The organism is Citricoccus sp. NPDC079358 (assembly GCF_040702545.1).
Classification (GTDB): Bacteria; Actinomycetota; Actinomycetes; order Actinomycetales; family Micrococcaceae; genus Citricoccus.
Genome location: NZ_JBFBLI010000002.1, coordinates 446,397 through 460,044 on the forward strand (window position 1 = coordinate 446,397; position 13,648 = coordinate 460,044).

General features: G+C 68.9%; 9 protein-coding genes and 1 tRNA gene. 4 read left to right on the top strand and 6 right to left on the bottom strand.

Annotated elements, in window-relative coordinates; genetic code table 11:
• Window positions 1-12: 12 nt before the first annotated feature.
• Window positions 13-2,388, bottom strand: a complete 2,376-nt coding sequence (gene coaE, locus AB0333_RS04415) for a dephospho-CoA kinase (protein WP_366217505.1) — start codon at window positions 2,386-2,388, stop codon at window positions 13-15.
• A 114-nt stretch (window positions 2,389-2,502) separates the two neighbouring features.
• Between coaE and AB0333_RS04420 the strand changes: the two genes are divergently transcribed.
• Both AB0333_RS04420 and AB0333_RS04425 read left to right on the top strand, forming a co-directional pair.
• Window positions 2,503-3,216 carry a YigZ family protein gene (locus AB0333_RS04420; protein WP_366217506.1) on the top strand — a complete coding sequence of 238 codons (714 nt, stop codon included), beginning with the start codon at window positions 2,503-2,505 and terminating at the stop codon, window positions 3,214-3,216.
• A complete protein-coding gene (locus tag AB0333_RS04425; protein ID WP_366217507.1) occupies window positions 3,213-4,529 on the top strand; it encodes a methyltransferase in 1,317 nt (438 codons plus the stop codon). Before AB0333_RS04420 ends, AB0333_RS04425 begins: the two co-directional genes overlap by 4 nt.
• A 169-nt stretch (window positions 4,530-4,698) precedes the next feature.
• Here AB0333_RS04425 and rpsA read toward each other — a convergent pair whose 3' ends face one another.
• From rpsA to polA, 3 genes are all read right to left on the bottom strand, one after another.
• Window positions 4,699-6,156, bottom strand: a complete 1,458-nt coding sequence (gene rpsA / locus AB0333_RS04430; protein ID WP_366217508.1) for a 30S ribosomal protein S1 — start codon at window positions 6,154-6,156, stop codon at window positions 4,699-4,701.
• Window positions 6,157-6,317: 161 nt separating this feature from the next.
• Window positions 6,318-7,634 (bottom strand): GNAT family N-acetyltransferase, encoded by a 1,317-nt coding sequence (locus AB0333_RS04435; protein WP_366217509.1) that lies wholly within the window; start codon window positions 7,632-7,634, stop codon window positions 6,318-6,320.
• Window positions 7,618-10,572, bottom strand: a complete 2,955-nt coding sequence (gene polA, locus AB0333_RS04440; RefSeq protein WP_366217510.1) for a DNA polymerase I — start codon at window positions 10,570-10,572, stop codon at window positions 7,618-7,620. Before polA ends, AB0333_RS04435 begins: the two co-directional genes overlap by 17 nt.
• On the opposite strand from polA, the gene AB0333_RS04445 reads away from it, so the two are divergent.
• Complete coding sequence (locus tag AB0333_RS04445; RefSeq protein ID WP_366217511.1) at window positions 10,565-11,173, top strand: hotdog fold thioesterase; 609 nt, start codon at window positions 10,565-10,567, stop codon at window positions 11,171-11,173. The genes polA and AB0333_RS04445 overlap by 8 nt on opposite strands.
• Before the next feature lie 29 nt (window positions 11,174-11,202).
• On the opposite strand, the gene AB0333_RS04450 is transcribed toward AB0333_RS04445, so the two are convergent.
• Window positions 11,203-11,287: transfer RNA gene (locus AB0333_RS04450), tRNA-Leu, on the bottom strand.
• A gap of 159 nt (window positions 11,288-11,446) precedes the next feature.
• On the opposite strand from AB0333_RS04450, the gene AB0333_RS04455 reads away from it, so the two are divergent.
• Window positions 11,447-12,106 (top strand): response regulator, encoded by a 660-nt coding sequence (locus AB0333_RS04455; protein WP_366217512.1) that lies wholly within the window; start codon window positions 11,447-11,449, stop codon window positions 12,104-12,106.
• A gap of 41 nt (window positions 12,107-12,147) precedes the next feature.
• Here the strand turns inward: AB0333_RS04455 and pyk are convergent, their stop codons facing one another.
• The gene (gene pyk / locus AB0333_RS04460) at window positions 12,148-13,641 is read right to left on the bottom strand and encodes a pyruvate kinase (RefSeq protein ID WP_366217513.1); all 1,494 of its coding nucleotides are present in this window, start codon (window positions 13,639-13,641) and stop codon (window positions 12,148-12,150) included.
• Window positions 13,642-13,648: the final 7 nt, after the last annotated feature.

The following is a 13,648-nucleotide window of genomic DNA, read 5'->3' on the forward strand; positions in this document are numbered from 1 at the left end:
CGCTCCCATCGTTCACTGCGGACCACCGTCAAGGGTGGCGTCCGCATCGGTGGTGGCCTGGTGCTCGTCGAGGACGGGCTGCACGTGATCGTCCCAGAAACGCCGCGTGGCCTCGGACAGATCATTCAGGCTGGCGTCGTTGACGATGACCTGGTCAGCGACCTCCCGGCGCTCGGCGTCCGTCGCCTGGGAGTCCACTCGGGCCCAGGCCTCCTGCATGGACATCCCGCGCTCGTGCACGAGCCGGTTGACCCGCGCCTCCGCGGGAGTCTCCACGGTGAGTACCACGTCGAACTCACCCGCCGACGCCGTCTCCACCAGCAGCGGAAGATCGACGACCACCACCGCCTCGGGGCCGGCCTCGCGGGCGATCCGCTGGACTTCCTGCCGCACCCTCGGGTGGATGATGTCGTTGAGGCTCTCCCGCGCCACCGTGTTCCCGAAGACGAGCTGCGCCAGGGCTTGCCGGTTGAGTTCGCCGCTCTCGGTGATCACCTCCGGGCCGAAGACCTCACGGATCTCCGACAGGGCGTCGGAGCCCGGGGCCACGGCCGCGCGGGCCAGCTCGTCGGCGTCGATGACGACGGCGCCCGACCGGGCCAGGTCACGGGCCACGATCGACTTCCCGGAGGCGATGCCACCGGTCAAGCCGATCGTCAACAGCCCACGGCTCTCCAGCGCCTGCTGCCGGTGGAAGGTGTTCGGCTGGAGGGCCTCGTACTCGGGTTCGGTGCCCACCTCATACTCGGGCCGGATCACGTACTCGTCCAGGTCGTGCTCGTCCTCATGGGCGCGGCGGTGGTACTCCTCGATCGGCAGCACCTGCTTCCACTGCCGGGTGCGCAGCGGCCGGGCGGTGCCGGCATCCTCGCGCAGAGCCTGCAGCAGCAGCCACGCCTGGAACAGGGACAGCGCCATCACCGGGGCGCCGATGACGATGATGACCTCCTGGAGCGCGTTCAGGCCGTTCTCCCCCGAGGTCACCAGGATCACGGCACAGACCAAGCCCACGGACACGGCCCAGAACACGCGCTGGCGTTTCGGGCCCACGTCCTCGTGCCCGGAGGCCATGGAGTCCAAGACCAGGGCCCCGGAGTCGAGTGACGTCACGAAGAAGATCACGATGACGATCAGGGCCAGGACGGCGGTGACCAGGTACAACGGGTAGGACTGCAGCAGCTGGAAGAGCGCCGCCTCCACGTTTCCGTTCGTGACGATGGTCTCCGTCAGAGACCCCGCTGTCCCCTCAGCCCGGTCGATCTCGAAGGCGCTCAGACCGTAGATGCCGAACCAGATGACCACGAAAGCCGTCGGCAGGCCGAGGCAGGCGGTGACGAAGGCCCGGATCGAGCGGCCGCGGGAGATCCGGGCGATGAACAGCCCGACGAAGGGCGACCACGTCACGGTCCAGGCGTAATAGAAGACGGTCCAGTCGCCCGACCACTCGCCGCCGCCGAAGCTGTCATTGAAGAAGGAGAGCATCGGCAGGTTCGACAGGTACGCGCCCGCCGACTCGACGATGCCCCGCACGGTGTCCATGGTGGCGCCCCACATGAGCACATAGACCAGCAGCCCGATGGCCAGCAGGATGTTCAGATAGGACAGGCGCTTGATGCCCTTGTCCAGGCCGGCCAGGGCCGAGGCCAGGGCGATGGCGGTGATGACGGCGACGATGCCCGCCTGCAGCCAACCGCTGATGGGCACGCCCATGACGTAATTCATGCCACTGTTGATCTGCATGGCGCCCAGGCCCACGGAGACCGCCAGGCCGAACACGGTGGACAGCACGGAGAGGATGTCCACGAGCTTGCCCCACGGTCCGTGGATGCGGTCCCCGAGCAGGGGCTGCAGGGCCGAGGACACACGTGGGGGCAGCTTGCGCTTGTAGGTGAAGTAGCCGAAGCACAGACCAGGCACCACGAGCAGGGCCCACATGTGGATGCCGAAGTGGAAGTTGGAGATCGCCAGGGCCTGCGTCGCCGCCTGGTCCGAGAGCGGCTCAGTACCGTACAGCGGCGGGTTGGCATAGTGGTTCATCGGCTCGGCCACGCCCCAGAACATCAGGGTGGCGCCGATGCCGGCGGCGAAGAGCATGCCGAACCACGCCAGTCCGGAGAACTCCGGCTCCGAGTCGTCGTCGCCGAGCTTGACCCGGCCGAACCGGCTCACAGCCAGCCCGACCGCGAAGACCACCAACAGCGTGGTGCCGAGGGTGTAGAACCAACCGACGTCATAGCGCAGGTAGGCGGAGACCACCCCGAAGGCGCCCTGGACCGGTCCCGGGAAGATCGCCATCGCCAGGGTGAAGACGGTGATGATCGCCGCTGAGATGAAGAAGATGGCCGGGCCGGTGCGCAGACCGAGTCGGTTGTGCCATCGTGTCAGCATGTGGAGTCCCCCTCCGATCGAGCCGTCACCGGCGGTTGTGCCGGGGCGGGTTCACGCTGGCCAACAAACTACCTCATCACGGCCGGATGGGTACTCAGCAGTAGAGTGGACGGCATGTCTGAGGAGCAACCCGGGTCCCGGGCATCACGCTATGCGGTGCTCCCGTCGATCACGAGCAGCACCCCGGTCGTCCACGAACTGGAGATCAAGCGCTCCCGCTTCATCGGCCATGCCCGACGCGTCACCACTGAAGAAGAGGCCCGGACGTTCATCGCGGCCCTCCGGAAGCAGCACCACGAGGCCAGGCACGTGTGCAGCGCATTCATCCTCGGCCCCGACCGGGACGCCATGCGCTCCTCGGACGACGGCGAGCCCGCCGGCACGGCGGGGGTGCCCATGCTGGAGGCCCTGTCCCAGCGCGAGACCCGGTCACGGCCCGAGGACGCCGGGGCGAGGGACCTGTCCGACGTGTGCGTCGCCGTCGTCCGCTATTTCGGCGGGGTGAAGCTCGGTGCCGGAGGCCTGGTCCGCGCCTACTCGGACGCCGTCTCCGCCACCCTGGACCAGACCGTGACGGTGACGCGGCAGCGCACGGTGCTGGCCGGCGTCGACGCCCCGCATTCCGAGGCCGGACGCTGGGAGAACGACCTGCGGGTTGCGGGGTACCACGTTCAGGAGACGCGCTACGGCTCCGGATCAGCCACGCTGGTGGTGGCCCTGCCCGACGACGGCCGGTCCAGCGTGGCGTTCACCGAACGGCTCGCGTCCGTCACCGCCGGGACGGGCGACTGGCGCACCCTCGGCACCGAGTGGGTGGACGTGCCGTGAACTCCCCCGCCGTGAACCCCGTCCCCCGCGGCCAGACCCCGCCGGTCCACCGCACCACGCTGACGACGGGTTTCGACTTCACCACCCTCTCCCGGTGGCCCTATCCGGAGTCCCCCGAGCTCCAGGCCCATGACGCCGCGGATCTGCTGTTGCTGGACACGGCGCAGGCCTGGTGGGACGCCGCGTCGCGGGACGGCGACAGCCTCTCCCCGGACGCACCGGTCGTCGTTCTCGAGGACCGTCACGGAGCCCTCACCCTGCCCTTGCTGAGCGCGGGACATCCCGTCCGGATCGGCCAGGACGCCCTGGCCCAGGAGCGCTCGCTCGAGGCCAATGTGGCCACGCTCCGGGACTCCGGTGCGCTGGAGGACGCCGGCCCGCTGAGCCGTCACGGGATCGGCCCCGACCTGGTGGCCGGTGCGCGCCTGGTCCTGCTGCAACTGCCTCGGTCCCTGGACGCCCTGGAGCAGTGGGCACACCTGATCGCCGCCCACGCAGACGAGGACGTGCTGCTCCTGGCCGGTGGTCGGGACAAGCACATGACCCCCCGCCAGAACACCGTCCTCGAGCGGTATTTCGACTCGGTGGTGCCGGGCCGGGGCCGGTCCAAGTCCCGGGTCCTCACCGCGCGTGGCCCACGGCGCGGACGCCCCGCCCCGTTCCCCCGGACCGCCGAACACCAGGTGCCCGGCCTGGGCCCGGTGACCCTGGCCGCTCACGGCGCCACCTTCGGAGGGACGAACCTCGATCCGGGGACGGCCTTCCTGCTCCGGTCACTGGAGTCTGACCTCCGTCAGGGCGGGCTCTCGCGGGACAGCCAGACTCGGGACAGCCAGACGGGGGCCGGGCGCCATCGCGCGGTGGACGTGGGCTGCGGCAACGGCACGATCGCGGTGTACCTGGCCTCGAAGCTGGCGAGGTTGGCTGCGCAGCGGGATGGGCTGGACGGTGTGAGCGTCATCGCCACCGACCAGTCCGCGGACGCGTGTGCGTCCACGCGGCTCACGGCCTCACTCAACGGGGTGCGGGAACGGATCGAGGTCCGCCGGGACGACGCCCTGTCCACCTTCCCCGACGCCAGCGAGGACCTCCTGGTCCTCAATCCCCCGTTCCACGCCGGCAATACGGTGGACACCCGGGTCGCGGTGCGCCTGATGGCCGCCTCGGCACGCGTCCTGCGCCCCGGCGGCGAGCTGTGGTGCGTGTGGAACTCACACCTGCTGTACCGGCCCGAGCTCGAGCGTCTTGTGGGACCCACCCGGCAGCTCGCCCGCGATCGGACGTTCACGGTGACCGTCAGCACCCGCCGCTGATCCGCTCCAGGCCCCACCGGCTGATCCGCTGATCCGCTGACGGTCAGTCTTCGACGGAGCGGTCCACGCTCGAGGACGGGCCCAGACGCAGACAGGCCCCGCACCGAAAGGTGCGGGGCCTGTCTGGTCGGCGGGTCAGCCTCTGGCCGACCCGTGACTGATCAGCAGATCAGTTGCCGGTGAGCTTCTCGCGCAGGGCGGCGAGGGCCTCGTCGGAGGCCAGGGTGCCCTGATCGGCAACCTGGTTGTTGTCGTCGGAGGAGTAAGAGGCGGCGCCGGACTCGACGTCGGCCGCGACCTCGGCATCCTCGTTGAGGTGGCGGGCCACCTGCTCCTTGTGGGCCTCCCAGCGGGCCTGGGCGTCAGCGTACTGCTGCTCCCACGCGGCGCGCTGGGTCTCGAAGCCCTCGAGCCATTCGTTGGTCTCGGGATCGAAGCCCTCGGGGTACTTGTAGTTGCCCTCATCGTCGTACTCGGCAGCCATGCCGTAGAGCGCCGGGTCGAACTCGGTGCCCTCCGGATCGACGCCCTCGTTGGCCTGCTTGAGGGACAGCGAGATGCGGCGACGCTCGAGATCGATGTCGATGACCTTGACGAACAGCTCGTCGTTGACGGACACGACCTGCTCGGCGGTGTCGATGTGGCGGGAGGCCAGCTCGGAGATGTGCACCAGGCCCTCGATGCCGTCTTCGACGCGCACGAACGCACCGAACGGAACCAGCTTGGTGACCTTGCCCGGCACGACCTGTCCGAGGGCGTGGGTGCGGGCGAAGAGCTGCCAGGGATCTTCCTGGGTGGCCTTCAGGGACAGGGAGACACGCTCGCGGTCCATGTCCACCTCGAGCACCTCGACGGTGACTTCCTGGCCGACCTCGACCACCTCGGACGGGTGGTCGATGTGCTTCCAGGACAGCTCGGAGACGTGCACCAGGCCGTCGACGCCGCCCAGGTCCACGAAGGCACCGAAGTTGACGATCGAGGAGACGGTGCCGGTGCGGACCTGGCCCTTCTCCAGCTTGTGCAGGAAGTTGGAGCGGACCTCGGACTGGGTCTGCTCGAGCCACGCACGGCGGGACAGGACCACGTTGTTGCGGTTCTTGTCCAGCTCGATGATCTTGGCTTCCAGCTCCTGGCCGATGTACGGGGCCAGGTCGCGGACGCGGCGCATCTCGACGAGGGAGGCGGGCAGGAAGCCGCGCAGGCCGATGTCCACGATGAGACCGCCCTTGACGACCTCGATGACGGTGCCGGTGACGACGCCGTCCTCTTCCTTGATCTTCTCGATGGAGCCCCAGGCACGCTCGTACTGAGCACGCTTCTTGGAGAGGATCAGGCGGCCTTCCTTGTCCTCCTTGGTGAGGACAAGGGCCTCCACGCTGTCGCCGACGGCGACAACTTCGTCCGGGTCCACGTCATGCTTGATGGAAAGTTCCCGGGACGGGATGACGCCTTCGGTCTTGTAACCGATGTCGAGCAGCACTTCGTCGCGGTCGACCTTGACGACGGTGCCTTCGACCAGATCGCCGTCGTTGAAGTACTTGATGGTGGCGTCAACGGCGGCGAGGAAGTCCTCAACAGTGCCAATGTCATTGATGGCGACCTGCGGGGCGGTGGAGGTAATGGTCATGTAGTAGGGGCTCCGATGTGGATTGTTCACTCGGCCGGGCGACGCGGACACACGAAGGGAACGCGACAACCCGGATAGTGGGTTGATATGAATATTGGTAGCGCACAGAAAGTGCTCGTTCAGTCTAACGACATTGGCAAGTCTGGGTCAAAGGCAGTCCGTCAGAAGCCCGTCATGCAGAAGACCGGCCGGTCCTGAGCCAGCAGGGCCGTCAGCTCCGCGGCTGCGCCGCGCCGGTGTTCAGTGACCCTCCCGGCCTGCCGCAGCACCTCTGCGGACACCCCGCCCAGGTACACACTGGAGAGTTCGGCGACGTCCAGGGTGAGGTCAGGATCCTCGGACGCCTCGTCCAGCCTCCCGACGACGGCCGTGCCGCCCTCCACGGTCAGTCGCCAGAGCCCGGCGGCGTAGCCAAGGGCGTCCGTGACCTCCAGGACCAGCTCGCCGTCCCGGTGGTACGGCCGTCCCGTCAGGCACGCCGCGACGTCGAGGATGCGCAGCCACAGCTGGTCCGCCTGCCCGGTGGTCTTGACCCGGCGCGGATCCACCAGCAGGTTCTCCAGCAGACGGTCGTCCGAGGCGAAGCCCCACTCGACCTTCCGGATGAGGTCCAGGTGGACGAGGTAGTCCCAGATCGCCCGGAAGCTCGCCGCGGTGCTCGCCACGAGCACGCCGATCTTGACGGTCGGGACCTTCTGGTCCCAGCCGGTGAACGTGTAGGTGACATACCCGCGGGGCGTGCCGCCGTCGTCGTGGTGCACCGCCGCGAGCACCCCGGTGCCCTGGCCGTCGTTCTTGGACCTCCAGGTGTCCGTCTCGGTCACCGAGTAGGCGGCGGTCCGCCCCACGGCGCCGGGACTCTGGCGGTGCGCCCGGTCGTAGAGGGCTGGCCCCAGATCCCGCAGGCCCTGCGGCTCGACCGTCCGCATCGACCCGGACACCGGCCCGGCGAGGGCGGCCTCACCGCCGGTGTCCACCTCCACCGAGCGTCGGGTGGTGGCCACCCCGAACCCGAACCGCCGGTAGATCGTGGCCTCAGAGGCACTCAGCGCCGCCACAGGGATCCCGGACGCCGCGGCCCGGTCCAGCTCGGCCCGCATCATGGCCCGCAGGATGCCCCGGCGGCGGTGGGTGGAGCGCACGGTCACGTCCGAGATGAGGAAGCCCTCGATCTCCCGGCCGCCCCCGGTCTGGAGCTGCTTGCTGAAGGCGGCGAAGGTGCCGACCGGCTCCGTGGTCTCCGGTTCCGCCCCGGCCTCATAGACGCCCACGTAGGTGCGCTGGTCCTGTCCGTACAGGGCCAAGACCTGATCCAGCGCGGCCCCGGTGGGGACCGCCTCGTAGAAGTTCCGCTCCACCGCGGCGATCAGGCGGGCGCCGCGGGGATCCTCCGCGGCGGGCCGGCCGGAGGACCGGAAGCGGTGCAGGTCCAGCCCGGGCAGGATCCCGGCGGTGAACTCCTCAGTGGGCCGCATCATGCCAGCTTCGCCCCACGCCCACGTTTACGTCCAGGGGGACCGTGAGCTGCGCCGCATGGCCCATCTTGTCCTCCAGCAGGGCGGTGGCCGCCTCCAGCTCGTCGTCCGGGACCTCGAGGATGAGCTCGTCATGCACCTGCAGCAGCATCCGGGAACACAGCCCCTGCTCGTTGATGGCCAGCTGCACGTCCAGCATGGCCTGCTTGATGATATCCGCGGCGGAGCCCTGGATCGGGGCGTTGAGGGCGGCCCGCTCGGCCATGTCCCTCAACTGGCGGTTGTCACTGTTGAGGTCCGGAAGGTAGCGGCGCCGGCCCTTGATCGTGGCCGTGTACCCGTCCTGGCGGGCCTGCGCCACCACGTCCTTCAGGTAGTCGCGCACGGCACCGAAGCGGTCGAAGTAGCCCTTCATCAGGCCCCGTGCCTCGTCCACGGGGATCTGCAGCTGCTTGGACAGCCCGAAGGAGCTCAGCCCGTAAGCGAGTCCGTAGCTCATGGCCTTGACCTTGGCCCGCATCTCACCGGAGACGTCTGCCGGATCCACGCCGAACACCTGCGCCCCGACGAACCGGTGCAGGTCCTCACCGTCCCGGAAGGCCTGGATCAGGGCCTCGTCCTCGGAGAGGTGCGCCATGATCCGCATCTCGATCTGCGAGTAGTCGGCGGTCAGTAGGGTGCCGTAGCCCTCCCCCACCACGAAGACGTCGCGGATCTTCCGGCCGGCCTCGGTACGCACCGGGATGTTCTGCAGGTTCGGATGCAGGCTGGACAGACGTCCGGTGGCGGCGGCCGTCTGCGAGTAGGTGGTGTGGATGCGCCCGTCCTCCGCCACGGTGTCCCGTAGCCCCTCCACCGTCTGCCGCAGCTTCGTGGCGTCGCGGTGCAGCATCAGGTTCTCGAGGAAGGGGTGCTGGGTCTGGTTCAGCAGGTCGTTGAGGGAGTCGACGTCCGTGGAGTAGCCCGTCTTGGTCTTGCGGGTCTTCGGCATGTCCAGCTTCTCGAACAGCAGGGCCTGCAGCTGCTTCGGGGAGCCGAGGTTGACCTTCTCCCCGCCGGTCGCCTCGGAGACCGAGGCCCACGCCGACTCCTGGGCCGCCTCCATGCGCTCGGTGAAGTCGGCGAACAGCCCGTCCAGGACCGGCCGGTCCACGGCGATGCCGGCCAGTTCCATGTCCACCATGACCTCGGCCAGCGGGATCTCCAGGTCCAGCAGCAACTGCTGGGCGCCACGCTCGATCAGGGCCGGGGAGAAGACCTCGGAGAGCCGGCGCACCATCCATCCCGCCCGGACGGCGGCGGCCGCCCGGGCCTGGAGGACGGCCTCCTCCGAGGAGGCCCCGGCGTCGACGGCACTGTCCAGGTCCAGTTCGAGCTGGTCCCCGGCCTGGGTCGGATCGTCCTCCATCTCCAAGGTGGACTGCAGATAGGTCTGCACCAGGGCGTCCAGGCCGTAGCCGCGGCGGTCCGGCTGGATCAGGTACGCGGAGAGCAGGACATCGTCCACGACGCCGGCCAGCACCACGTCCGTCCCCAGTGCGGTCCGGTGCCCGGCCGCGGAGAGCGACTTGGCGACGGCTTTGAGGTCGTAGATCGCCTTCGGATGGCCCGCCTCCGCGAGGTAGCCCGCGAGCACCGGACCGGGGCCGGCGTCGGGCGTGGCGTCCTCGGCGGAGGTGCTCCCGGAGGGGGGCCGGAGGTCCACATAGACGGCGGCCTTGCCGGCGTTTGCCCCTGCGGAGGAGGCACCACCGCCGACCTCTGCCACCAGGGCGGCGCCGATCGCGACGCCGTAATCGCCGGGGGCCGGGATCTTGCGCTTGGGCAAGATGGCCGGGCCGTCCAGGACCACGTGCACACCCATCAGGTTGGCGGCATGCTCGGAGAGGAAGGACTCCAGCGCGGCCGCACCGGCGCCATCCGGGGTGAGGACCGTGAACTCCGGGGTGGCCTCGGCCGGGGCGGCCTCCGGCTCGCCCCCGAGACGCTCGGCCAGGGTGTCGAAGAGACGCTGGCGGACGGTGTTGAACTGGAGCGCGTCGAAGAGCTCCTCGACCTGCTCGTGGTCCGGGTGGGTGAGCTCGGTGGCCTCGAGGGCCACGGGCAGTTCCATGTCCCGCAGCAGGTGGTTCAGGCGGCGGTTGCGCCGGACGTCGTCCGCATGGTCCCGGAGCGACTGACCGGCCTTGCCCTTGATCTCGTCGGCGTGCTCGAGTACGTCCTCGACGGTGCCATAGAGGTTGATCCACTTGGCGGCGGTCTTCGGGCCGACGCCGGGGACGCCCGGCAGGTTGTCCGCGGTCTCGCCAACGAGGGCGGCGAGGTCCGGGTAGCGCTCCGGCGGCACGCCGTACTTGTCGAGGATGGCGGCGGCGTCCATCGGCGGGATGTCCGAGACGCCCTTCTTCGGGTAGAGCACCGTCGTCCGGTCCGTGATGAGCTGGAAGGCGTCCCGGTCCCCCGAGACCACGCGGGTGTCCCAGCCGGCGGCCTCCGCCAGCGCGGCAAAGGTCGCCACGATGTCATCCGCCTCGAACCCGTCCACCGAGACGGTGGGGATGTTCATGGCCTCCATGACCTTGACGATCAGGTTGATCTGCCCGTGAAACTCCTCGGGCGTCTTCGAGCGGCCCGCTTTGTACTCCGTGTACTCCTCCGAGCGGAACGTGGGCGTGTCCAGGTCGAACGCCACCGCCACGTGCGTGGGCTTCTGCTGGCGGATCATGGTCAGCAGCATGGTGGTGAAGCCGTAGACGGCATTGGTGTGCTGACCGGTGTCCGTGGCGAAGTTGTCCACCGGCAACGCGTAGAAGGCCCGGAAGGCCATGGAGTGGCCATCGATCACCAGCAGGCGCTGGTCGGCGGCCGGCGGCGCGGCGGGCACGGCGGAATCAGGAACGGGATTGCTCGAATCAGTCACGGGTGCCAGCCTAATGGTCATGAACGATGCCCAGACAGCAGCCCCCGCCGCCTCGCCGGCCACCGTGCCCGCCACACCAGCCGCCACACCCGCCGCCATGTCACCGGCCACGGGGCCGGCTACGGCGCTGGCCACCCATGCCTTCGTGCCGGGCGTCACCCCCGAGCTCAGCCCCGAGGAGCGCCGGCAGATGATGTTCGACTCCGGTATCCCGGAGGAGCTCCACGGTCAGCTGGGCGTACTGGGGATCAGCCCGCTGGCGGCGAAGATGGGCATCATCTTCCAGGAGATGACGGTGGCGCGCATGGTGGCCACCATGCCGGTGGCGGGCAACGAGCAGAACGCGGGACTGTTGCACGGTGGCGCCCACCTGGTCCTGGCCGAGACCCTGGGATCGATCGGCGCCGTGCTGCACACGCGAGGAGAGAAGCCGGTAGTGGGGATCGAGATCAGCGCCACCCACCACCGCGGTGCCACGGGCGGCCTGGTCACCGGCACCTGCACGCCGATCCACTTGGGCGGGACGCTGACCACGCATGAGATCGTCATGACCGATGAGCACGGGAAACGTCTGTCCACGGCCAAGATCACGAACATGATCCTGGATCCGAACCGGCGCTGAGGCGCGGCCGGACGGGGACGGGATGAGACTGGTGCCCGAAGTGGGACTTGAACCCACACATCTTTCGATACCGCATTTTGAGTGCGGCGCGTCTGCCAATTCCGCCATTCGGGCTTGAATGGTCTGCTCGGTCCCCCTGGAGTCTCCTCTGGGGATCTTGAGCATGACAACCCTACAAGAATACACGCTGTGAACGCGTCATCGCGGTCCGACCTCACGTCATCGCCACCTGGCACCGATACGCTGTCGGGGGAACAAGCGCAAGGAGCCTGCATGTCGACCGAGAAGTCCGAGAACCCCGAGATCTACCCGAGCCCCGAGACGGACCCGACGACCGGCCTGGTCTGCACCAGTGCCGGTGCCGACCAGCTCCGCGTCGTCGTCGCCGAGGACGAGACGCTCATCCGGGTGGACATCGTGGAGATCCTCACCGGGCAGGGCTATGAGGTGGTCGGCGAGGCGGACAACGGCCAGAAGGCCCTGGAACTGGCCACCGAGCTGGAGCCGGACGTGGTCCTGATGGATGTCAAGATGCCCGTGATGGACGGCATCACCGCCGCCGAGCACATCGCCCAGGCCAAGATCGCCCCCGTGGTGCTCCTGACGGCCTTCAGCCAGCGGGAGCTGGTGGAGCGGGCCCGTGAGGCCGGGGCCATGGCCTACGTGGTCAAGCCGTTCAACGAGAACGACCTCGTGCCCGCGATCGAGCTGGCGGTGGCCCGCTTCGACGAGCTCCGGGCACTCGAGGAGGAGGTCTCCGACCTCGCCGAGCAGTTCGCCACCCGCAAGCTCGTCGACCGCGCCAAGTCTCTGTTGACGACGACCCTGAACCTGACCGAGCCGGAGGCCTTCCGGTGGATCCAGAAGAGCTCGATGGACCGGCGGCTGAGCATGCGCGAGGTCGCCCAGACGGTCATCGACCAGATGGGCTGACCCCGCCGGCACGCACAGCCACCGGCGGGATCACGCCTCGATCACAGGGGCGAACGCGCCGGCCACATCCCGACCCGCTCGGCGTGAGGCTGCGGGTAGCCCTCCACGAGCCCCCCGGAGTCATCCAAGTCGCCGATGCGGTGCACCTTGACGATGTTGGTGGAGCCGACCAGACCGGGAGGGGACCCGGCGGCGATGACCACCAGGTCGTTGACGCCGGCGATGCCCTCCTTCAACAGGGAACGGTCCACCTGCGCCGTCATCTCATCCGTGGAGTCCGCGAAGGGCACCATCTTCGGCAGCACACCCCAGGACAGGCACAGGATGTTGTGCGTGTGCTCCACGTGCGTGAACGCGTAGATCATCTGCCGGGGGCGCAACCGGGAGAGCCTCCGGGCGGAGTCGCCCGACTGGGTGAAGGCGGCCAGGTAGCGGACGTCCAACTGGTCGGCGATCTCCACGGCGGCCCGGGTGATCGCCCCGCCGCGCGTCTTCGGCCGGGAGCCCAGCGGGCGGATCCGGTCCAGCCCGTGGATCTCCGTGGACTCGATGATCCGTGCCATCGTCTCGACGGTGGCCACGGGGTACTTGCCCACCGAAGTTTCCCCCGAGAGCATGACGGCATCGGCCCCGTCCAGCACGGCGTTGGCGCAGTCGGAAGCCTCGGCCCGCGTGGGCCGGGGGTTGTCGATCATGGACTCCAGCACCTGGGTGGCCACGATGACGGGCTTGGCCCAGCGGCGGGCCAGCTCGATCGCCCTCTTCTGCACCAGCGGCACGTCCTCGAGCGGCAGCTCCACGCCGAGGTCACCGCGGGCCACCATGATGGCGTCGAACGCGTCCACGATCCCGTGCAGCGCCTCCACAGCCTGGGGCTTCTCGATCTTGGCGATCACCGGAACCCGGCGGCCCTTCTCATCCATGATCTCGTGCACCCGCTGGACGTCCTCGGCGGAGCGGACGAAGGACAGGGCGATCATGTCCACGCCCAGGTCCAGGGCCCAGCGCAGGTCGTCCTCGTCCTTCTCGGACAGGGCCGGGACGTTCACGGCCACGCCGGGCAGGTTGATGCCCTTGTTGTTGGACACCGTTCCCGGCACCACCACCTCGGTCACGACGTCGGTCCCGGTCACCTCCACGGCACGCAGGGCGACCTTGCCGTCGTCGATCAGGAGGGCGTCCCCGGCCTTGACGTCGTCGGGCAGCCCCTTGAAGGTGGTGCCGCAGCGTTCGGCGGTGCCCTCGACCTCCTGCGTGGTGATGGTGAACCGGTCACCCACCCTCAGCTCGTGCGGTCCATCCGCGAACCGTCCGAGCCGGATCTTGGGTCCCTGCAGGTCGGCGAAGATCGCCACGGGACGGTCCAGGTCCCGGGCGGCCTTCCGGATGTCCGCGTAGGTCTGCTCGTGGACGTCCCAGCTGCCATGGCTCATGTTCATGCGCGCGACGTCGACCCCCGCGGCGATCAGGTCCTTGGTGTTCTGGTATCCCTCATTGGCCGGGCCGAACGTGGCGACGATCTTCGCGTGTCTCATGGTCCCA